Source organism: Arthrobacter sp. 10L430 (assembly GCF_056395245.1).
Map to the genome: position 1 here is coordinate 1 of NZ_JBFTJD010000027.1, position 21,091 is coordinate 21,091.

A 21,091-nucleotide genomic window follows, 5' to 3' on the forward strand; every position below is an offset into this window, starting at 1 on the left:
CCGGTATCAACAAACTTGGCACACTATTGAGTTCTCAAACAACAGACACACCCGGCACCACCACAACCAAACAACCAGTCGCGGATCGCTCCGGAGCAACTTCCCAAACTTACCCGAATCCAAACCACATTGCAAACCAGCGTCTCCGCAACCTGCAAACCATTCAAACTCGCCCCCACCAAACCCGGAGCGCACGAAGCGCCGACCAGATCAGGTCTTGAAATTTAGGGGATTTGTCACCGTCGGTTCCCAGCTTTCCGCTGGTCTCCCTCTCGGCGACTTAGAAAACAATACACCCACCACGCCCCCACCGCAAACCCGCCTCCATTCGGCATCCCGAACGCGAAAATCCGCGCCGTTCCGCGGAGAAAAGATGGCGTCCGCAGCAAAAGCCAGGTGCCGGCGTCGTAATTCCTTGTTGTGTGCTGCATCACCCGCAACCGGCCCCGGAAATCCAGCCGCCGTCAACGCAAAGAAGGGCCGGCAACCATGCGGTTGCCGGCCCTTCTCAGGCTGGATTCAGCGGTGCTGAATTACCAGGAAGACTTGGTGATGCCCGGGAGCTCACCGCGGTGAGCCATGTCGCGGAAGCGAACACGGGAGATACCGAACTTCTGGAAGGTACCGCGGGGACGGCCATCGATGATGTCGCGGTTACGCAGACGCACCGGCGAGGCGTTGCGGGGCAGCTTCTGCAGGCCGAGGCGTGCGGCTTCGCGAACTTCGTCGGTCGAGTTGGGGTCAACCAGAGCCTTCTTCAGTTCGAGGCGCTTTGCAGCGTAACGCTCGACGATGACTTTACGCTGTTCGTTCTTAGCGATCATTGACTTCTTAGCCATGTGTTTAGCGCTCCTCTCGGAATTCGACGTGCTTGCGGATCTTGGGGTCGTACTTCTTCAGGACCATGCGGTCCGGGTCGTTACGACGGTTCTTACGGGTTACGTAGGTGTAACCCGTGCCCGCGGTCGACTTGAGCTTGATGATCGGACGTACGTCCTTGTCCTTAGCCACTAGAGCTTCACCCCTCGTGCCAGGATGGCGGCGACGACTACGTCGATGCCGCGTACGTCGATGGTCTTAATGCCCTTTGCAGAGACCTGCAGGGTGACATTGCGGCGCAGGGACGGAACCCAGTAGCGCTTCTTCTGAATGTTCGGGTCGAACCGGCGCTTGTTGCGGCGGTGCGAGTGCGAAATGCTGTGTCCAAAGCCCGGCTCGGCTCCGGTCACCTGGCAGTGTGCTGCCATGACGACTCTCCTCTGAAAAATAAATGAAACGGCTGGCAGAGTTCTGCGTCACCGTGCGGCAGGCGGCGTCCGCATCCAGCCCCCACGCGTTTCCGGTTTCCGCATGCCCGAAAATACTGGCGAAAAGCCAAGATTTCCTTGCTGCGGCGAAATACGATGAGCCACGGGCACCGGGCAGTGGAAACCACTGCGAAGTACCGGGATGCTGGGCGAATACAGGAATGCACGCAACTTGAGCCCCTAACTACCGGCCATTGGGACTGTCATTTCTGCTGACAGCCGCCGCCAACCGGAGCAATTGCACACGCTCCGCGCCACCTAGCGCCTACCAAGTCTACGAGACGTGCGAATTAAAGGCTAATCCGGCGGTAGAGGGTGTATAAGGGGCGCCTGCCGGCGCCACTCCCCGCTGACAGGGAAGACACATCCGGGGAGAAGGATTTTCACAGGAAAATGAAAGCCTGGCAGCGGAGTCTTGAGACATGAACACAGACCTCCTTCCTTCCCCCGGGGCCGACGCCCTTCGGCGGCCCGGTCCTGGACAGCCCGCAAATCCCGGGCGCGGCCGCTTCGCCTCGCAGCACCGGCGCCGGCTTCTCCGCGCTGACGCCCTGACGGTAGCGGCATGGGGATCGCTGGCGGCCTCGGTTGCGTTATGGCTGGCCGACGGCGGCATGACAGGGATCTCGACGCTCGGCGCCGGGATCACGGCCTTGGGGATTGTGGCCGGTCTCGCCGGCATGGACCTGGTGCTGCTCATGCTCCTGCTCGCAGCCCGGATTCCGCTCATCGACGGCGCGGTCGGGCATGACCGTGCCTTGGAGTTCCACCGGAAGCTCGGCAAACCGTCCCTCTACCTCCTGCTGGCTCACGGTGTCCTGATTGCTATCGGCTACGGCATGGCGGAAGGGCTGGACCCCGTGAGTGAGGCCGTGGCGCTGTGGGTCCTGGTGCCGGACATGTGGCTGGCATTCGTGTCCATGGCCCTGTTCATTGCCGTGGTGGTGACCTCGCTCGTGGCAGTCCGGCGGCGCTTCCCCTACGAGTTCTGGTACGTCGTCCATCTGCTCACGTATGCGGCGGTGCTGACAGCCCTGCCGCACCAGTTCAGCGTGGGGGCACTGTTCGCCCCCGGAACGTGGCAGCGCTGGTACTGGCTCGCCATCTGCATCGCCACCGGCGCGGCGCTGCTGTGTTACCGGGTGATGCAGCCGGTCCTCGCCACCTTCCGGCATCAGTTGACAGTTGAGCGCGTGACGGCGGTCGCCCCTGGAGTGGTCAATATCGAGATGAGCGGCCTGAACTTGAACACCTTGGCCGGCGCCGGCGGCCGGTTCTTCATCTGGCGCTTCCTGGCCCCCGGTCTCTGGTGGCACGCGCATCCGTTCAGCCTTTCCGCCGAGCCTTTGGCCGTGGACCGGAATGGCCGCGGCCGGCTAAGGATTACCGTTCGGAATCTCGGCAAGGGGTCTGCGCAGCTGTCCCGGCTGAAACGGGGAACCAAGGTTGCCGTGGAAGGACCCTACGGCCTTTTCAGTTCCGCCGCCCGCAGCAAGGACCACGTGGTGATGATCGGCGCCGGAATCGGCATCACCCCTTTGCGGGCACTCCTGGAAACGACGCCTTTTGAGCCGGGCAAGGCAACGGTGCTCCTCCGCGGCCACAGCGACCAGGAACTCTATCTCGGCGATGAAATTCTCGAACTGTGCCGTGCACGCGGTGCCACGCTTTTCCACCTGACCGGCTCCCGGGATCCGGGCTCCCGGGAGAGCTGGCTTCCCGCGAGCGAACAGCGGGCAGGCTACAGCCTCACGGACTACGCTCCGGAGGTCGCCGGCGCCGACATCTACGTGTGTGGCCCCGCTCGCTGGGCGGAGAACGTCCTGGACGCCGCCCGCTCGGCGGGCGTCCGCGAAGATCAGCTCCACTACGAAAGGTTTGACTGGTGAGAATCAGAGCAGCGGTTTCAGCCGCCTTGGCTTCGGCCGGAATCCTCCTGGTCGGCTGGCAGTCAGGCGTCCATGTGGCCGACACCCGCAGCGCTGTTGCGGCTGCGTCCACGGGGAATGAGACCGCCGGGACTTCGGCGGGGACGGGATCTTCGGACACCGGCGGCCCGGCATCGTCCGGAACATCCGGATCTTCAGGCGCTGCCGGTTCGTCCGGATCGGCTGGCTCATCCGGCGCTGCCGGCTCGTCCGGGGCAGCCGGGGCGGCGGCCAAAGCCGGCGGCACCTACGACGGCGACATCGTCCAGACCCGCTTCGGCACCGTACAGGTGCAGGTCACCGTCAAGGCAGGCGCCATCACGGACGTCACCGCCCTCAAGCTGACCGACGCAGAAGGCAGATCCATGCAGATCAGCAACTACGCCGCCCCGATTCTTCGCAGCGAAGTACTTCAGGCACAGTCGGCGGAGGTCCAGACCGTCGGCGGCGCAACCGTGACCAGCGACGCCTACCTCACCTCACTCCAGGCGGCCCTCGATGCAGCAAACCTCTGAACCCAGGCACGGTCTGCGGGCACGGACCTTCAGCTGCATGGGGACGGTCATCAGCCTCACCATGCCGGCCGGTCCGCACAAAGCACCCCATGCTGCGGACGATGAGCTGGAAGCCGCAACCGCCGTCGTCGAATGCCTTTTCGCCCGGCTGGATGGGACCTTCAGCCTGTACCGTCCCGATTCCGAAGCCAGCAGGCTGGGGCGCGGCGAACTTGGGCTGCAGGAGGCGTCGGACGAGATGCGGGCACGGTATACGGAGGCGTCCGAGTGGCGGCTCCTGACCGAAGGCGCGTTCACGGCCGAACGTCCGGACGGCATCCTGGACCTCTCCGGCCTCATCAAAGGCCATGCGATCAAGGAAGCGGGGATTTCTCTCCACGCCCTGGGACTGGAGGACTGGTGCCTCAATGCCGGCGGGGATGTGCTCGTCAGCGGCTCCCCTGATCCCGGCGGCGGCGAAGCGTGGCGGGCGGGGATCGTGGATCCGGCCGACCGCAGAACGCTGCTCGCCGGCTTTCCGCTGGGTGGCTTGCCGGGCGGGCTTGCGTCTGGACCCGCGGCCGACGGCGGTGCCCCCGGAAACACCGCCTCCCGGAGCAGGATGGCCCTGGCAACCTCGGGCTCAGCCGAACGCGGCGACCACATCTGGGCCGCGGGCGGGCGTGCCGCGGAATTCTGGCAGGTCTCCGTGGCGGCGGCCGACGCGGTCACCGCCGACGTCCTCGCGACGGCGATCGTGGCCGGCGGAACCGCGATGCTAAACCGCGCAGCCGAGTTGTGGGACGTCGAGGTGCTGGCTGTGCTCAGGGACGGGGACCTCCTGGCGACGGCGGGATTTCGACGTTAGGTCTCGACAGGCTCGACCAGCGTCGGTCGGCTCGACCAGCGTCGGTCGGCTCGACCAGCGTCGGTGGGCTGGGCCCGCAGCGCCGCCGGCTCGTTAGAGCCGGGTGAGCTGGCCGTATTTCGGCTGGAGGCCGTCGCCGGAGGATTTGCCGGTGACCCGCCGAACCACCCAAGGGGCGGCGAATTCCTTGACCCAGCGCGCATTGGCCCGCACCGCCTCAGCGCGGCTGAGCTCCGGCACCGGCGTCATGGGCGGGACCTCGATCGAATGATCGTGTTCCAGGACGGTGAGGACGCGCTTGGCCATGTTCGCGTGGCCGGCGGCAGACATATGCATCCGGTCCTTGGCCCACATTCCCCAGTCGTAGTATTCGTTGAAGCGCCAGTAGTCGACGATCAGCGCACCGTGGTCACCGGCGATGCCACGGACAAGTTCGTTGTAGATGGCGGTGCGGCCGCGCATGGTGCCGAACACCTTGGAGCCGCGGGCGTCGAAGCCGGTGAACATCACCACTGTGGCGCCGGCGGCCCTGAGTTTGCGGATACCGGCGTCGTACTCCTCAAGCAGGTCGTCGATGTCTATCTTGGGCCGGAGGATGTCGTTGGCGCCGGCGTAGATGCTTACGAGCGTCGGTTTGAGGCCGACGGCGGCGTCCACCTGATCGGCCATGATCTGGCGGAGTTTCTTGCCGCGGATGGCAAGGTTTGCGTAACCGAAGCCCGGGTCCGCGGCGCCGAGCTGTTCGGCCACCCGGTCTGCCCAGCCCCGGACGCCGTTGGGTCGGGTGGGGTCGTCGTCGCCGACTCCTTCCGTGAAGGAGTCTCCGAGGGCTACATAGCGGGACGTGAAATCCATGGATCCAGTCTGCCAGCAGTTGCCGCGAGCAACCAAGACGGCCGCCGGCGGCGCGGCTTCGGCTGACTGGCCGCGGCTACGGCTGCTCGCGGAGGATCCAGTGGTTGTTGTCCAGGCGCGCCACGATCTTTTCCCCAATCCGGGCGAGATCGGCGACGTCGCGCTCAGTCAGGGCGTCAAGGAACAGCGAGCGGACGGATTCCACGTGGCCTGGGGCTAGCTCCACAATGGTGGCCATCCCCTGTTCGGTCAGGTGCGCTGTGGTCACGCGGGCATCGCCCGGGTGCGGCCGCCGCTCCACCCAGCCGCGGTTCTGGAGTTTGGTCACCACGTGGGAGAGCCGGGAAAGTGACGCGCTGGTCCGGGCCGCGAGTTCACTCATGGGCAGGAAGCGCCCCTCTGCCTCGGAGAGCATGGCCAGGACGTTGTAGTCGAACAGGGACACTTTGCCCGCTGCGTGCAGCTGGGTATCCAGGGCGGCTGGCAGCATGGTGTTGATGCTCAGCTGGGCGAGCCAGGCCCGGCGTTCATCGGCGTTGAGCCAGCGCGGTTCCGTCATGACTCCATCCTAGGAGAATTAAAGCTTGACAGTTCAAGCCGGGGCCGTGGAGGCGGGCCGCGGCGCCGGCGGCTGAAGGCGGGCGCCGGCGGTGAAGGCGGGCGCCGGCGGTGAAGGCGGGCGCCGGCGGTGAAGGCGGGCGCCGGCGGTTGTCACAGCCAGGGTTCTCCAGTAGTGGGTGGCGGTAGGCTGGCGGACATGTACGTAGTTTCCCTCACTTACAAGGTCGCCCAAGACATCGTCGACTACCACCTGGACGCCCACGTGGCCTGGCTCAAGGACGCCTTTGACCAGGGCGTGTTCCTGGCCGCCGGCAGGAAGGTCCCGCGCACGGGCGGTCTCCTGCTGTCGAAGGCTGACCGGGTGACGCTGGACGACTCTCTGGCCAAAGACCCTTTCTACGTCAACGGCGTGGCCGAGTTCGAAGTCATGGAATTCGCCGCGAACAGGGTGGCCCCGGGGTTCGAAAACCTCCTGGATGAGCCAGCGCCGCGGAATTAACCCACTTTTGGAGCCCCGGACGCGCTGTCCGGGGCCCCATCGGGCGGGGTGTGGCCCACAACTCGGCTGGTTCAGCCCTGGGCGGGCCGGGCTAGGACTCCAAGACCAGGAGCTGGGCGCGCCCCGGATCCCATCCCACGAATACCTGGCCGCCGGGCTCGGGCCTGCAGGCCGAGTCCGCGCTGAGCTCGCGCAGCTGAAGATCGTGGCCGCCCGCTGTCAGACGGTGGCGGACCGTGGCCCCGAGGTTGGTGGAGGACACCAGTGTTGCTTCGCCCCCGTTGCCGCCAGCGCCCGCCGGGCGGAATTTGAGGTGCTCCGGCCGGATGGAGACGGCGTAGTTTTCGCCGCTCGCTCCGCGGTCTGCGACCCGCGCTGTACCGAGGCCGCCAAGGTCCACCAAGGCCTCTGAACCGTCGCGTTCCAGCACGGTGCACGGAATGAGGTTGGTGTCGCCGAGAAAACTGGCCACCCAGTCCGTCAAGGGCTGGTTGTAGACCTCCTCCGGCGGTCCTGACTGGACGATCTTGCCGTCCTTCATCACCACGATCCTGTCGGACATGGCCATGGCCTCGTCCTGGTCGTGGGTGACGAACAGCACCGAGATGCCGAGGCTCTTTTGCAAGGTCTTGATTTCCTCCTGCATCTGCTCGCGGAGCCGCTTGTCCAGGGCTGCCATGGGCTCGTCCAGGAGCAGCGCGGCCGGGTTGAAGACCAGCGCGCGGGCCAACGCGACGCGCTGTTGCTGGCCTCCTGACAGCTGGCGGGGCTTGCGGCCGCCCATTTTTCCGAGGCCCACGCGCTCAAGGGCCTCTTCTGCGCGCTGGCGGCGCTCGTCCTTGGGGATTTTGCGCATGCGGAGCGCAAATTCCACGTTTTCGAGCGCGCTCATGTGCGGGAACAGTGCATAGTTCTGGAACACGACGCCCAGGTTGCGCTCCCGCGGGGGCAGTGTGTCCACCGGCTGGCCATCGATGAGCACCGATCCTGCGGTGTGTTCTTCGAAGCCGGCAACCATCATCATGGTGGTGGTTTTGCCGGACCCGCTTGGCCCGAGCAGCGTGACGAATTCGCCCGGCTGAACCACGAGGTCCAGCCGGTCCACGGCCACAACGTCGCCATAGTTCTTGCTGACGTTGCGGAGTTCAATGGCACCACGGGACGCGGTCCCGGTGCCGGCAATTGATTCTGCGGAGATCATTGATGTGGTCATCGGCATTCCTTTACGTTTGGGCCGACACTGCCAGCGGCAGCATCCGTGCGGTGGATCGGCGCCTGAGGACAAACAAGACCTGAAGGAGGAGCCCGATAGTGGCGACGCTGACCAGAAGCGCAGACGAAACAGCGATCTTCGGGGTCAGGTTGAACTGGATGTCGGTGAACATCTTGACCGGAAGCGTGGTGGCCCCCGGGGACTGCATGAACAGTGACATCACGGTCTCGTCGATCGAGACCGAGAAGGCAAACAAGGCCCCGGAGATCAGGCCCGGCAGGATGATCGGAAGATATACGTGCCTTAATACGGACAACGGTCCCGCACCGAGGCTCTGCGCTGACCTCACCAGGGCCGGGTTGAGGCCCGCCAGGGCCGCGCGGGTCGTCAGGTACACGTACGGGGTGGCAATCACGGCGTGGGCCAGGCCGATCGGGATGATGCTGCCCACCATCCCGATCGAGATGAAGAACTGGTAGAGGGCGAGTGCCAGTACCACTGTGGGTACGATCATGGGAGCCAGGATCAGTCCCATCACCGCCGATCTGCCGGGGAATTTCCGGCCGTGCAGGCCGATGGCCGCCGTGGAGCCAAGGAGCACTCCGATGACGACGGCGATTCCCGCCGATTGCAGGCTGGCAGTCAGTGCCGAGGTCCATGCCTTGTCCGCGAAGAAGCCGGCGACGGCCGCCAGGGAGAATCCTTCCGGCGGAAAAGTGATGTAGCGGCTGTCATTCAGCGCCACCGGCACCACGATCGCCGTCGGAATCACCAGAAACAGAAACACGGGGACGGAGAGCAGCGCCAGCAGGCGGTGCTGCGGATTAGTTGTCTTCATGTTGGCCTCCTGCCTTGAGCACGCGCTGATACACGGCCACCATGATGCTCACCATCAACGTCAGCACGACGGCAAGTGCCGCGGCGCCCGAGAAGTCCGTGAGCTGGCGGGCGTAGTAATCGATCTGGTTGGCGATCATCATGTCGCCCGGTCCGCCCATGACGACGGGCGTGATGAAGAAGCCGGTGCTGATGATGAACACCAACAACCCCGCCGCCGAGATGCCGGGAGCGGAGAGCGGCAGGGTGATCCGGCGGAACACCGATCCTTCCCGCGCACCCAGCGACCGGGCGGCCAGGCCCAGCCGGTCGTCGATGGCGGTCAGGGAGGAGAAGATCGGAAACACGGCGTACGGAAGGAGGCAGTGGACCATGCCGATGATGACGGCGAACCGGTTATGCAGCAGTTCGATCGGCGCATGGGTGAGCCCGATGCCTTGAAGGAACGCGTTGACGATGCCGTTGTCCTGCAGCAGCACCGCCCAGGCGAAGTTTTTCACCAGAATGCCGGTCCAGAACGGCAGAAGAACGACGGCGAACAGGATCACCCGGGTGACGGTGCCGGCACGCCACAGCACGAGTGCGATCACGTATCCCAGCACCACTGTCACGATCGTGGAAGCCAGGCTGATGCTCAAGGTGTTGACGAGCGAGCGAAGCACCAGCGGATCCTCGAGCACCCGCTGGTAGGCGTTGTCGGAAAAGCTTGAGGCCACCAGCTTTCCCAGCGGCGTCAGGAAGAGGACGACGTCGAAGGCCAGGATCGGTGCAAGCAGCAGCCACCAGCCGCTGAGCCGGCGCCGGCCCTTCGGCCTTCCCTCCCCCGGCGAGTGGCGGCCCTGCTCCAGGGCCGTCTGCAGAGTTGCGGCAGTCATGTCAGCTGGCCTGCCACAGCTTGAACTGCTGCTCGGTCTTCTTCAGGTTCTGAGACCACCACTTGTCATCACGCACGAGGATCTTGTCGGCCAACCGCGGGCTCGTGGGCAGCGTGTCCGCAACTGCCTTCGGCAGCTTGGACAGGGCCGGCGTGTTGGCCAGGGTCAGGTTGGTCACCTTGTCGAAGGCGGCACCTGCTTCGGCGTCGTTTGACATGAAGTTCATGAGCTGGAACGCCGCTTCCTTGTTCTTGGCGCCCTTGGGGACCACAAAGTAGTCTCCGGCGAGGACCGCATTCTCAGGTGAGAAGTTCAGCTTCGCACCGTCCGTGCGGGCGGCGTTGATGCGGTTGTTGAAGCTTGTGGAAAGTGAGACCTCTCCGGACGTGAGCTGCTGGATCGGCTCCTGGTTCGCCGAGTGGTAGAGCAGCCTGTCCTTGCCCGGATGGTGTCCGAGGACGCGAAGGGCGCGGTCCACATCGAGGGGGTAGATCTTGTCGAACGGAACCCCGTCGGCCAGAAGGGCCGCCTCCAGAACCGAGCTGTCGGAGAGCTGGTTGTAGACGGAGCGCTTGGTGTTGTACTTGTCCTGGTCGAAGAACTGCGCCCAGTCCTTCGGTGCCTTGGCGTCCGGGATGACCTTCTGGTCCCAGGCCATGACGAACAGGAAGCTCAGGTACTTGATGCCGTATTCAGCCTTGGCGTACCCGGGCAGTCCTTTGTCGCTGATGATGTCGTAGTCGAACTTTTCCAGGAGTCCCTCGGCCACGGCCGTTTCATACTCCGGTGCGGTGATTTCCACGAGGTCCCACTGCACGTCGCCGGACTGCACCTGGGCCTTGAGCGCGGCAAGGCTGGTATTGGCCAGCAGCGTGGGCTGGATGCCCGTCTTCTTGGAGAACGGGTCCAGGATGGTCTGCGTCAGCTGGTCATTGTAGGAGCCTCCGTAGGACGTGACCGTCACGGTCTTGTTCGCGGCCGCACTCTGGGCCGGCTTGGCGCCGCAACCGGACAGCGCCAGCCCGGCGAACGGTGTCAGCGCCGCAGCCTTCAGGAGCTTCCGGCGGTCGAAATGGAGGGATTTGCTGTCAGTCATGGCGGTGATGCCTCTCGTGGCGTGGCTCGCCCGGAACACGCAGAAAGAAGGCCCGCGTGAATGGGAAGCAAGAGCTGGGATCCGGCTGTCACGTCGGGTTACCGGCGACGGCGGTTCGCGCCTTCGAGCGGTCCACGCAACGCTGGGCGGACTTGAAGCTTGATGCATTGACGGATTGTCAGTGCCGCAACACTAGCTGTGATGTTGCACACAAGTCAACAGCTGTTTACACTCAAGGTATCTGCTCGCCACCACGTCCGGGAGGAGCCGCCGGGACGACGAGTTTTCTCAGGCCGCGCTTGCGCGGAACCAATACCGGCCGGGGCCATCGCGGGCTGAGGTTGTCCCCCAGCGTGACGCCGCGGAGTTTCCGCCCGAACAGGGGCAGCACCCAGTCATTCAGCCAGAGCCGCTGCCGCCGCTCCCAGTAGCGCAGCGTCATCCTGACCGGGGGCTCCCACTCCTTGAGGCTGATCTTGTGGGGCACGCCGAGGTGGTCCAGGACCTCTGCCGCGAGGTACTTGTGGCCGGCCTTGGACATGTGCAGCCGGTCCGTGTCCCACATCCGGCGGTCGTGGAAGGCCTCGAAGCACCAGTAGTCCACCAGCACAGCCCCGTATTTGGCTGCCAGTTCCCTGACCCGTTGGTTATAAGAGGCGTTTCTCTTCTTCAGCGGCTCGAGCAGGGGGGACACCTTGATGTCGAAACCCGTGAAGAGCACCAGGGTGGCGCCGGTGTCAGCGAGTTTCGCCACGAGTGCTTCGTACTGCGCCATGAGCGCGTCCATGTCCGTCCCGAAATCCAGGATGTCGTTCCCGCCGGCGTACAGCGTGATGAGGGTCGGTTTCATGGCGAGCGCAGGTTCCAGCTGTTCGTCGATGATGTGGCGCAGCCGCTTGCTCCTGATGGCGAGGTTGGCGTACTCCCAGCCCGGTTCCGCCTTGGCGAGCCTCTCCGCCACCCGGTCCGCCCAGCCGCGCACCCCATTCGGCAGATGCTTGTTCCGGTCCCCGACCCCCTCAGTGAAGGAATCCCCCAAAGCGACAAACACCCGCCGCCCATCATGATCCGGAAGCAAAGGAGAGACACCCACCCCGGCACCCTAGTCACCGAAAGAAACGACAGGGTTAACGGCCAACGACAGGAACTGCGAGAGCGTTGGCCGTTACGCGACAGGAACTGCGAGAGCGTTGGCCGTTACGCGACAGGAACTGCGAGAGCGTTGGCCGTTACGCGACAGGAACTGCGAGAGCGTTGGCCGTTACGCGACAGGAACTGCGAGAGCGTTGGCCGTTAAGCGACAGGAACTGCGAGAGCGTTGGCCGTTACGCGACAGGAACTGCGAGAGCGTTGGCCGTTACGCGACAGGAACTGCGAGAGCGTTGGCCGTTAAGCGACAGGAACTGCGAGAGCGTTGGGCGTTACGCGACAGGAACTGCGAGAGCGTTGGCGAGGTGATTAAGCGACGGCAAGTCGGCGGCGGAGGCGGACCAGGCACCGCCAGAGGCTTAGAGCTCGGCCTTCCCCTGCCGCCAGTACCCCATGAACGCGACCTGCTTCCGGTCGATCCCGACGTCGCGCACCAGGTACCGGCGCAGCTCCTTGATGACGGCCGCTTCACCGGCCAGCCACGCATAGAACGGCAGGGCGCCGGAGGGCAGACCCGGGTTTTTGGTGGCACTGATCGCGGCGGTATCCATGCGGGCCGGTGTTTCCCACAGGATGTCCCGGTCCACGTTGACGTCTTCCGGCTCGGGGCCCGCCGCGGCGTCAGGGAACGTCACGCCCACCCAGCCCGGCAGCTGCACGGCAGAACGGACCGCTTCCTGAAGCAGTTGCCCGTGCGGGCGGGAGCGGCCGATCGGGGCGCCGCGGGCCAGCCAGGTGATTTCGACGTCGGCTGCCGTGCTGAGATCCAGAAAGTCGCCGGCTTCAGGGACTTCCAGGAAGGCGTGACCGGTCATGTAGCCGGGGAGGTTTTCCAGGATGGCGCTGATGGCGGGAACTGCGGTCTCGTCGCCGGCCAGGAGTACCCGCTGGGCCAGGCCGGGCCGCCACTCGATGCCCGAGTAGGTTTCCGCCGTGACGCAATGCGCGGCACGGTTGTTCGGGCCGATCAGCGTCAGGGCGTCCCCCGGCTTGGCGTTGAGCGCCCAGTTCGCCGCAGGGCCGCCGTTCCCGTCGGTGTCAAAGTGCATCACGAAGTCGACGTCGATCTCCGGATAAACAGCGTCAAGCCGGACCTGCCGGACAGTGTACGTTCGCATGGAGCCGCGGGTGGCAAGGTCCATCGCCAGCCATTCCTGGTACCAGTTGCTGTTCACCAACCGGAACGTTGGCAGCGGAAGCTGCGTCCCGTCGTCGGCAAGGGACGGAATCATGAGCTTGATCCGCAGGTCCATGGTGTCCCCGTGCACGCCGAAGTCCCGCAGGGAATACCCGCCAAAAGTCACCCGGCGGAAGTTGGGGCTGAGTTCCTGGACCGCGGAGACGGTGACGTCGAAGGCCAGCGTCATGGGTTCGGTGGCGGGCTGTTGCCTGGCGGCCGCACTGTTCCTTCCGGCGCGCACCGCCAATGACGTGCGCTCGGGGCTGTGTCCTGATCTCATGAGGCCATCTCCAGGGTTGCGGTCGGGGCTTTTGGGTCTGCGTGGTGCCTGCCCAGCGGAATCACGAGCGGCGTGCCGGAGACGGGGTCCGGTACAACCCGGGAGTCCAGTCCGAACACGCCGCGGACAAGCGCCTCGGTGACCACCTCGCCCGAGGGGCCCGCGGCCACCACGCGCCCGCCCTTCAGCGCAATGACATGGTCCGCGTAGCGCGCCGCCAGGTTCAGGTCGTGCAGCACGATCGCCACGGTGGTGCCGCGCTGCCGGTTAAGGTCGGTGACGAGATCCAGCACCTCCACCTGGTGCGCAAGGTCAAGGTAGGTCGTGGGTTCGTCCAGCAGGAGAACGTCCGTTTCCTGGGCGAGCGCCATGGCGATCCACACGCGCTGGCGCTGCCCGCCGGACAGCTCGTCGACGTTCCGCCCGGCGAGGTCCTGCGTTCCCGTCGCTTCCAGCGCGCGCTGCACCGCGGCGTCGTCCTTCTCCGACCAGCTGCGGAAGAAGCCCTGGTGCGGATAACGGCCGCGGCGCACCAGGTCCCGGACGGAGATGCCGTCCGGCGCTGTGGGGTGCTGCGGGAGCAGGCCGAGCGTGCGGGCAAGTTCGCGCGCCGGAAGGGAGTGGATGTCCTTCCCGTCGAGGGTGACGGTGCCGCCGGCCGGCCTGAGCAGCCGCGAGAGTCCGCGCAGCAGAGTGGATTTTCCGCAGGCGTTGGCGCCCACAATCATGGTCACCTTGCCCTCTGGGATCTCCGCCGTGAGGCCTTCCACGACGCGGCGCTGGTCGTACTGGAGGGTCAGGTTGCTGGCTTTGAGACGGGCCATGTCAGGCATCCTTTCGGTTGGAAGTGACCAGAAGCCACAACAGGAAGGGCGCGCCGAGCGCGCCGGTGACCACGCCGACGGGCAGGACGGTGCCGTCCAGCAGCAGCGGGGCGATGTTGGCGGCAAAGTAGTCAGCGGCCAGGACGATCAGGGCACCGGTAAGGGCCGACGCCGGGAGGCTGGCCTTGCCGGCGAGGCGGCGGCCGATGGGACCGGCCAGGAAGGCGACGAATGCCACCGGCCCGGCCGCGGCGGTCGCCACTGCGGCGAGCGCGACGGCGGTGAGCACCAGACCCAGCCGGGTCCGGTCCACGCGGATGCCGAGCCCGGCGGCGGCGTCGTCTCCTAGTTCGAGAATCCGCAGCGGGGCGGCCAGCAGCGCGGCGGCAGGAACCAGGACCACGAGCGCCGCAATAAGGACGCCGGCGCGGTCCCAGCTGGCGGAATTGAGAGAACCGTTGAGCCAGACGAGGGCGTCGGCGGCGGTGCGGATGTCCGTTCGCGTCAGCAGGAAGCTGACCACGGCGCTGAGTGCCGCGGCGATCCCGACTCCCGCGAGGATGAGCCGGCTTCCGGCGGAGCTTCCGCGGTTGCCGTCCCCGCCGCCTGTTCCAACGGTTCCGCTGCGGGAGATGCCGTAAATCAGTGCCGTCACTGCGACGGCGCCGCCCAGGGCCGCGCCTGAAATGGCGGCCCCCGACGCACCGAAAACGACGATGGCGGTGACGGCGGCGGCACTGGCCCCGTAGCTGATGCCGATGACGTCCGGACTGGCCAGCGGATTGCGGAGCATGGTCTGGAACAAGCCGCCGGACAGCCCGAACGCGATCCCGACGAGGGTGCCGGTCACCGCCCGCGGCAGCTTGGCCTCCATCACGATAAAACTGGCACCCGGAATCTTGTCTCCACCGGTGAAGTGGGCGGTGAGGATCGTGAGGAAGTCCGGGATGGTGACTGTGTAGCTGCCCAGCAGGATGCTCGCGGCGAAGAGAAACACGACGGCGAGCGCCAGAACCGCGGTGCGGTCCAGCAAGCTCGGGCTCGGGAACGATGCGCGGGGCTTAAGTATTCGTTCGCGCTGGTCGGTTGGGGCAGGGTGCGCAGTCACGGGTCTCATAGGCCCGCCGCCTTGCCGCGGCGGACCAGCCAGACGAACACGGGCGCGCCCACCAGGGCCGTCATGATGCCCGCCGGGACCTCGCCCGGAAGCAGGACCACGCGCCCCACCACATCGGACACGAGCAGCAATGCCGGAGCCAGCACCAGCGAGAACGGCAGGATCCAGCGGTAATCCGGGCCGACGAGAAAGCGGACGGCATGCGGCACCACGAGGCCCACAAACCCGATCGGCCCGGCGAGGGCAGTCGCAGAGCCGCACAGCAGCACGATGCCCAGCGCCGTGATGCCGCGCGCCAGGCCCACCCGCTGGCCCAGGCCGCGGGCGATGTCGTCGCCGAGGGCCAGGCTGTTGAGGGTCCTTCCGGTGAACAGCACGATCAGCGCGCCCGCCGCGAGAAAAGGCAGACCCGGCAGAACCACAGACCAGTTTCGGCCGGCTATCCCGCCCACCTGCCAGAACCGGAACCGGTCCAGCGTGTCCTGGCTCGAGACGAGGATGACGTTCATGAGCGAATACAGCCCGGCGCTCAGGGCCGCGCCCGCAAGGGCGAGCTTCACCGGCGTCGCGCCGTCCCTGCCCATGGACGCGATCAGAAAGACGACGACGGCCGCCACTGCGGCACCGGTGAACGCGAACCAGATATACCCGCTCAAGGAAGAGACGCCGAAGACATAGATTCCGGTGACCACGGCCAGAGCGGCGCCCGCGTTGACGCCGATGATGCCGGGGTCCGCGAGCGGGTTGCGGGCCACACCCTGCATGGCCGCACCGGCGAGGCCCAGGGCCCCGCCCGCGAGCAGACCGAGGACGGTTCGCGGGATCCGTGCCTGGACAACCGCATGGTCGCCGTTCCCCGCATCGGAATGGACCAGCGCCTGCCAGACGGTTTCCAGGGACATCCCCCGGGCGCCCACGGCCAGTGAAGCAGCGCAGACGGCAACAAGAACAACGACGGCGGCCAACAGCCAGGCAGCCGGCTGGCCTTGAGCACTCCCCCGCCCTTCAGCGCGAACGGACAGTTGGGGCCCTGTTCCGGCGGCGTCAGGTGCCTCAAGCGTCGGTTCGCGCGCGGTGATGGGGCTGGAAGGTGCCATGGCGGCAGTGCCGGCTGGCGCCGTCGTCGTTCTTGGTGTCATGGCTGTTTACTTGACCGCGTCGGCGGCTTTGCCCAGCTGCGGCAGGAAGGTGTCGAGCGACCACGGCAGGCTCAGCGGCGAGGAAGCCGAGATGGACAGCGTCAGGGTGTTGTCCGAGTCGGCCACGAGGGCGCCGCTCTTGATGGCCGGAATCTGGCCGAGCAGGGGGTCTGCCTTGATGGCTTCGGTGGTTTTGGTGTCAGGGACCCAGGTCACGAAGATGTCGGATTCCAGCTCATTGGCCTTTTCGGCGGACCAGGGCAGGAAGAATTCCTTGGAGCCCTTCGACTTCTCCTCCACAACGGGCGCGAGCTTCATGCCGATGGCGGACAGGAACCTCGGGCGGTTGTCATTGGCGGTGTAGACGTTGACGCCGTCGCCCTTGGCCGGTTCGAGGTTGCCGTAGATGTAGGACTTGCCCTGGATCTGCGGGTACCCGGCCACCTTGTCCTTGATGGTGGCTTCCGTGTCGGAGATCAGCTGGGCGGCCTCGGTCTGTTTGCCGAGGGCCTTGCCGATGATGCTGGTGGACTCCTGCCAGGACGTGCCGTAGGCGAGCTCCGGGTAGGCAACCACCGGGGCGATCTGGCTGAGCTTCTTGTAGTCCTCTTCGCTCAGGCCGGAGTAGGCGCCGAGGATGACGTCCGGATTGAGCTTGGCGATTTCGGTGAAATTGATGCCGTCTGCCTCGGAGAACTGGACCGGAGCCTTGTCCGTGCCGAAGCCGGCGCCGAGCTTCTCGAGCGCGGCATCCTTCCAGGGCGTGGAACCCTTGCCATTGCCGCCCCAGTCGTTCTTGGGCACGCCCACCGGAACCACTCCGAGGGCGATGGCGACGTCGTCGTTGACCCAGGAGACCGTGACAACCCGCTGTGGCTGGGCCTTGATGGTGGTCTGGCCGAAGGCGTGCTTGATGGTCACCGGGAACTGGGAACTGGCGGACTGAGACGCAGCTGCCCCGGGAGCGGAGGCACCGGTCCCCGTCGAGCACGCAGTGAGGGACAGTGCCGCGGCGGCCAGGATGGCGGTCGCCTTGCCGGCTGTCCTGAGCAGGGCGCGGCGGGTGGTGCCGCCGGCCGGGAATGTGCTGCGGCCGGCCGACGGGCCGGAAGAAAGAGCGGAAGCCACGGAACTCCTTAGGTCTATGAAGCAAACCTAAGTAAGGCTAGCCTACCCTCCGCAGAATTAGGAAAGCTTTGCGTCACGTAATTGTGATCGTGACGGAAAACATGGCCCCGTTCCTTGCCGCCACAGGGTGAACAGTGGTTCACTCTTTAGGAAGTAAACGCTCGTTCACCCCAGCGTTCACCTAAATCCTTCTTTCGAAAGCTCCCCCCATGCCGAGTTCCACCGCCGGGCAACTGTCCCGCACCCCGTCCCCGTCCGCCATCACAGCAGTCCTTGCACTGAGCGGTACGGTCGTGGCTCTGATGCAGACCCTCGTGGTGCCGCTGCTGCCGGACTTCCCCAAGATCCTGGGCGTCACGGCAGACGACGCCTCCTGGCTTGTGACCGCCACCCTGCTCTCCAGCGCCGTGGCCACCCCCATCGTGTCCCGCAGCGCCGACATGTACGGCAAGCGCAAGATGATGGTGGTGTGCCTGGCGATCATGGTGGCCGGTTCGGTGATGGCGGCACTGGGGGGATCGTTCCTGTGGCTCATCATCGGCCGCGCCCTCCAAGGGTTCTCGTCCGCCCTGATCCCGGTGGGCATCAGCATCATGCGTGACGAACTGCCCAAGGAAAAGATGGGCTCGGCAGTGGCACTGATGAGCGCGACCCTGGGCATCGGCAGCGCCATGGGGCTCCCTCTTGCCGGCGTCCTCTACGAGAGCCTCGGCTGGGAATCGATCTTCTGGGTTGCCGCAGGGGCCGGCTCCCTGCTGCTCCTTGCCGTGGTGCTGGTGGTTCCCGAGTCCAAGGTCCGCACGCCGGGCCGTTTCGATTTCGCTGGCGCCATGGTGCTGTCCGGAGCGCTGGCCGCCCTGCTGCTGGCCATCTCGAAGGGCGGCTCGTGGGGCTGGGGTTCGGAACCCGTGCTGCTTCTGTTCCTAGCGGCCGCGGTTCTTCTCGCTGCCTGGGTTCCCTACGAACTCAAAGTGGCGCAGCCGATGGTGGATCTGCGGACCTCGGCACGCCGACCGGTCCTCATGACCAACATGGCATCGTTGCTGATCGGTTTTGCCATGTTCGCCAACATGCTCCTGACCACGCAGCAGCTCCAGCTCCCCAGCGCCACGGGATACGGATTCCAGCTGAGCGTCATCACGGCCGGCCTGTGCATGGTGCCGTCAGGCCTGGCCATGGTTGTCTTCGCGCCGGTGTCCGGCCGCATCATCCGGGTCTTCGGCGGCAAAACCGCCCTCATGGCCGGAGCAGCCGTCATGATTGTGGGCTACGTCGGACGCGTCTTCTTCTATGACTCCATCGCCTCGGTAATCATCGGCTCCACCGTGGTGAGCGTCGGCACGGCCATCGCCTACGCCGCCATGCCCACCCTCATCATGGGCGCGGTGCCCATTACCGAGACCGCCTCCGCCAACGGCCTGAACAGCCTGGTGCGCTCGATCGGCACCTCGACGTCAAGTGCCGCCGTCGCCGCTGTCCTCACCTCGGTGACCATCGGATCCACGCGCCTGCCCTCGTTCGACGCGTTCAAGGACGTGTTCTGGATGGCAGCCCTGGCATCGTCCGCCTCCGTCCTCGCCGCCTTCTTCATCCCGCGGGCCGCGGCAGCGCACCGCCCGGCGGTGCCTGCCGTGGCCGCTACCGAACTCGTGGTGCAGGGGCGCGTCCTCGCGGCGGACCACCGCCCCCTGACCCCCGCCGTCGTCACCGTCCTCCAGACCGACGGCGAGCCGGTGGACTGGAGCCGGGTGGACACGGACGGAAACTATTCCGTGGCGCTGCCGGGCGCAGGCAAGTACCTCATGGTGGCGAACGCCGCCGGGTGGGCGCCGATGGCGGAAGTCTTCGAGTTCGACGGCCGCACCCTCCGGCAGAACTTCCTGCTGCAGGACCGCTTGGAACTAAGCGGGACGGCCAGCCTGGACGGCGAACGTGTTTCCGGCGCCGTGGTCACCCTGCTTCAGGCCAGCGGCGAGCATGTGGCCACCACCCTCACGGGCGCCGACGGCGTGTACACACTTCCGCTGCCCGTCGCAGGCCGCTACGTGGTGACCATGCTTCATCCCGTGACGCATCAGGCCATGGCGCGGAAGCTCGCCGTCGACAACCGATCCGTGACCGTGGACCTTGCCGCCCCGCTGCTGGCGGAACAGGCTTCCGCGTGAGCAGCCCGAGCCATGAGGCCATCCTGGATGCGGCCGGCCGGCTGTTCGGCGAGCGCGGCTACCGTGCAGTGACCGTCCGGGACATCGCCGCCGGGGCCGGCGTCTCGGCTGCCCTGGTGATGAAGCTTTTCGCGTCCAAGGACAAGTTGTTTGCCGCCGTCCAGCCGGACGAATCGCTGCTCGCGGAACTGGACGTCCCGACGTCGGAACTCGGCAGTGCGCTCGTGTTCCGTGTGCTGATGCGGCGGGAGAGGGGCATGCAGGAGCCGTGGGCCATGATCCCGTTCAGCATCCACGACTCCCCCGACCCCGGCGCGGCCCGGGCCGAAGTGCGCGAGCGTTACCTCAGCAGCATCGCAGGGCTGATCGGGGACACGACGCCGGAACGCCACTTCGCGTCGACGGTGACCGCCCTGATGACCGGCTTCGGCGAGACGGTGCGGACACTCGGGCTGTTCGACGGCTGGGACTTTGACGATCTCGTGGCCCACTACGGGGCGATCGTCCAGGCCCAGATCGACGCTTGCGCGGCAACCCGCGCGTAGCTGTCCGCCCCCTCCCCCAACGCTCTCTCACCTCCCGCACACTTCCCCCCAACGCTCTCTCACCTCCCGCACACTTCCCCCCAACGCTCTCTCACCTCCCGCACACTTCCCCCCAACGCTCTCTCACTTCCCGCGTTGCCGAGATGGCCCGGATTAGGGAGGATGGCGAGGCGGGCCAGTGGTGCCCGCCGACAGGCGATGGGCATCGGCCGGGAACGAGGGGATGAGCATGCTGAGGACCGCTGAGGTCATCGCAGCCGTGGGAAGCGTGGCGGCCACAATGGCCTGCTTTGCCTCTGCAGCAACGCCAGCCTTCCCGCGCCGGACCTGCCTTTAGCCGTCCCGACGAGCAATGCCCAGGAACGGGCTTTTTTTGTGCGCGGATCCGCTGACACGGACCGTCATGCCCCCGAGGGGGACCATTCAAATTCGAAGGCTCATGACCATGTAAAAAATTACTCAGCAGCAGATCCGCTCGTCCTTCGTAAATGCAAGCCGCTCGGAGGCGGCCAAGCTGACGTTACCCAGGGACTTCGACACCCTGGACTGGGACAGGCTGGACTTCCTCGGGTGGCGGGACGACAAGATGCCGCTACGCGGCTATCTGGTCCTGCCTCGGACCGGAGGTCTCACGGGGATAATGCTTCGTGCGCCTGAAGACGGAGCAAGGAAAAGCCGTGCCGTGCTCTGCGAGCTGTGCCGCGACGTGTTCTCGAAGGACGACGTCCTGTTGTGGGTCGCGAAACGCGCCGGGCAGTCGGGCAGAAACGGCAACACCGTCGGGACGCTGATCTGCGCCGACTTCCTGTGCTGCGGCAACGTGCGCGTGGAGCCACCGGTCAACGAGATCAACCCGGACCCTGCCGCCGTCGTACTTCGGCAGATCGATGGACTGATGGCAAGGACCGAGCTGTTCCTGGACCGGGTTCAAGGACGCTAACGCCCGACGCTCCGTCAGATCCTGCCGTCTCAGCCGCGGACGCTCGCTCACATCCAGTGAGAGAGCGTCGGGATGGGCGGGCCGGCCGGCC

The 21,091-nt window shown here is 65.9% G+C and carries 22 protein-coding genes; 7 read left to right on the plus strand and 15 right to left on the minus strand.

Going from position 1 to position 21,091, the window contains the following annotated elements:
- Positions 1–533 precede the first annotated feature (533 nt).
- The 3 genes from rpsN to rpmB are packed head-to-tail and all read right to left on the minus strand — an operon-like array spanning position 534 to position 1,247.
- Positions 534–839 carry a 30S ribosomal protein S14 gene (rpsN, locus tag AC1DDG_RS18230; protein WP_026266887.1) on the minus strand — a complete coding sequence of 102 codons (306 nt, stop codon included), beginning with the start codon at positions 837–839 and terminating at the stop codon, positions 534–536.
- Positions 840–843: 4 nt separating this feature from the next.
- Positions 844–1,011, minus strand: coding sequence for a 50S ribosomal protein L33 (rpmG, locus tag AC1DDG_RS18235; protein WP_078026306.1), 168 nt, complete (start codon positions 1,009–1,011; stop codon positions 844–846).
- Positions 1,011–1,247: a 50S ribosomal protein L28 gene (gene rpmB / locus AC1DDG_RS18240; RefSeq protein ID WP_050687447.1), complete on the minus strand. Its 237-nt coding sequence runs from the start codon at positions 1,245–1,247 to the stop codon at positions 1,011–1,013. The genes rpmG and rpmB overlap by 1 nt, the downstream gene beginning before the upstream one ends.
- Before the next feature lie 482 nt (positions 1,248–1,729).
- Here rpmB and AC1DDG_RS18245 point away from each other — a divergent pair, with 482 nt between their 5' ends.
- The 3 genes from AC1DDG_RS18245 to AC1DDG_RS18255 are packed head-to-tail and all read left to right on the plus strand — an operon-like array spanning position 1,730 to position 4,597.
- On the plus strand, positions 1,730–3,196 hold the full coding sequence (locus tag AC1DDG_RS18245; RefSeq protein ID WP_476877168.1) for a ferredoxin reductase family protein: 1,467 nt from the start codon (positions 1,730–1,732) through the stop codon (positions 3,194–3,196).
- Positions 3,193–3,750, plus strand: a complete 558-nt coding sequence (locus AC1DDG_RS18250) for an FMN-binding protein (protein WP_476877169.1) — start codon at positions 3,193–3,195, stop codon at positions 3,748–3,750. Before AC1DDG_RS18245 ends, AC1DDG_RS18250 begins: the two co-directional genes overlap by 4 nt.
- The gene (locus AC1DDG_RS18255; RefSeq protein ID WP_476877170.1) at positions 3,734–4,597 is read left to right on the plus strand and encodes an FAD:protein FMN transferase; all 864 of its coding nucleotides are present in this window, start codon (positions 3,734–3,736) and stop codon (positions 4,595–4,597) included. The genes AC1DDG_RS18250 and AC1DDG_RS18255 overlap by 17 nt, the downstream gene beginning before the upstream one ends.
- A 93-nt stretch (positions 4,598–4,690) precedes the next feature.
- Here the strand turns inward: AC1DDG_RS18255 and AC1DDG_RS18260 are convergent, their stop codons facing one another.
- Positions 4,691–5,452, minus strand: coding sequence for an SGNH/GDSL hydrolase family protein (locus tag AC1DDG_RS18260; protein WP_476877171.1), 762 nt, complete (start codon positions 5,450–5,452; stop codon positions 4,691–4,693).
- A 76-nt stretch (positions 5,453–5,528) separates the two neighbouring features.
- Positions 5,529–6,011: a MarR family winged helix-turn-helix transcriptional regulator gene (locus AC1DDG_RS18265; RefSeq protein ID WP_230121194.1), complete on the minus strand. Its 483-nt coding sequence runs from the start codon at positions 6,009–6,011 to the stop codon at positions 5,529–5,531.
- Positions 6,012–6,209: 198 nt separating this feature from the next.
- On the opposite strand from AC1DDG_RS18265, the gene AC1DDG_RS18270 reads away from it, so the two are divergent.
- On the plus strand, positions 6,210–6,512 hold the full coding sequence (locus tag AC1DDG_RS18270; RefSeq protein ID WP_476877172.1) for a YciI family protein: 303 nt from the start codon (positions 6,210–6,212) through the stop codon (positions 6,510–6,512).
- Between the two features lie 91 nt (positions 6,513–6,603).
- Here the strand turns inward: AC1DDG_RS18270 and AC1DDG_RS18275 are convergent, their stop codons facing one another.
- The 10 genes from AC1DDG_RS18275 to AC1DDG_RS18320 all read right to left on the minus strand — a co-directional run bounded on the left by AC1DDG_RS18275 (position 6,604) and on the right by AC1DDG_RS18320 (position 17,350).
- Entirely contained in the window at positions 6,604–7,725 is a 1,122-nt protein-coding gene (locus AC1DDG_RS18275; RefSeq protein WP_476877173.1) for an ABC transporter ATP-binding protein, read from the minus strand.
- Between the two features lie 10 nt (positions 7,726–7,735).
- Entirely contained in the window at positions 7,736–8,563 is an 828-nt protein-coding gene (locus AC1DDG_RS18280) for an ABC transporter permease (RefSeq protein ID WP_476877174.1), read from the minus strand.
- Positions 8,550–9,437, minus strand: a complete 888-nt coding sequence (locus AC1DDG_RS18285) for an ABC transporter permease (RefSeq protein ID WP_476877175.1) — start codon at positions 9,435–9,437, stop codon at positions 8,550–8,552. Before AC1DDG_RS18285 ends, AC1DDG_RS18280 begins: the two co-directional genes overlap by 14 nt.
- Position 9,438: 1 nt before the next feature.
- Positions 9,439–10,533 carry an extracellular solute-binding protein gene (locus AC1DDG_RS18290; protein WP_476877176.1) on the minus strand — a complete coding sequence of 365 codons (1,095 nt, stop codon included), beginning with the start codon at positions 10,531–10,533 and terminating at the stop codon, positions 9,439–9,441.
- A gap of 232 nt (positions 10,534–10,765) precedes the next feature.
- Entirely contained in the window at positions 10,766–11,626 is an 861-nt protein-coding gene (locus AC1DDG_RS18295) for an SGNH/GDSL hydrolase family protein (RefSeq protein ID WP_476877177.1), read from the minus strand.
- Positions 11,627–12,041: 415 nt separating this feature from the next.
- Positions 12,042–13,049 (minus strand): siderophore-interacting protein, encoded by a 1,008-nt coding sequence (locus AC1DDG_RS18300; protein ID WP_476877210.1) that lies wholly within the window; start codon positions 13,047–13,049, stop codon positions 12,042–12,044.
- Positions 13,050–13,138: 89 nt separating this feature from the next.
- Entirely contained in the window at positions 13,139–13,966 is an 828-nt protein-coding gene (locus tag AC1DDG_RS18305; protein ID WP_476877178.1) for an ABC transporter ATP-binding protein, read from the minus strand.
- A gap of 1 nt (position 13,967) precedes the next feature.
- A complete protein-coding gene (locus AC1DDG_RS18310) occupies positions 13,968–15,083 on the minus strand; it encodes a FecCD family ABC transporter permease (protein ID WP_476877179.1) in 1,116 nt (371 codons plus the stop codon).
- Entirely contained in the window at positions 15,080–16,180 is a 1,101-nt protein-coding gene (locus AC1DDG_RS18315; protein WP_476877211.1) for a FecCD family ABC transporter permease, read from the minus strand. Before AC1DDG_RS18315 ends, AC1DDG_RS18310 begins: the two co-directional genes overlap by 4 nt.
- Before the next feature lie 48 nt (positions 16,181–16,228).
- Positions 16,229–17,350 (minus strand): iron-siderophore ABC transporter substrate-binding protein, encoded by a 1,122-nt coding sequence (locus AC1DDG_RS18320; protein ID WP_476877180.1) that lies wholly within the window; start codon positions 17,348–17,350, stop codon positions 16,229–16,231.
- A 209-nt stretch (positions 17,351–17,559) separates the two neighbouring features.
- Here AC1DDG_RS18320 and AC1DDG_RS18325 point away from each other — a divergent pair, with 209 nt between their 5' ends.
- The 3 genes from AC1DDG_RS18325 to AC1DDG_RS18335 all read left to right on the plus strand — a co-directional run bounded on the left by AC1DDG_RS18325 (position 17,560) and on the right by AC1DDG_RS18335 (position 21,000).
- Positions 17,560–19,515, plus strand: coding sequence for an MFS transporter (locus tag AC1DDG_RS18325; protein ID WP_476877181.1), 1,956 nt, complete (start codon positions 17,560–17,562; stop codon positions 19,513–19,515).
- Complete coding sequence (locus AC1DDG_RS18330) at positions 19,512–20,060, plus strand: TetR/AcrR family transcriptional regulator (RefSeq protein WP_476877182.1); 549 nt, start codon at positions 19,512–19,514, stop codon at positions 20,058–20,060. Before AC1DDG_RS18325 ends, AC1DDG_RS18330 begins: the two co-directional genes overlap by 4 nt.
- A 454-nt stretch (positions 20,061–20,514) precedes the next feature.
- The gene (locus AC1DDG_RS18335) at positions 20,515–21,000 is read left to right on the plus strand and encodes an FBP domain-containing protein (protein WP_476877212.1); all 486 of its coding nucleotides are present in this window, start codon (positions 20,515–20,517) and stop codon (positions 20,998–21,000) included.
- Positions 21,001–21,091 lie beyond the last annotated feature (91 nt).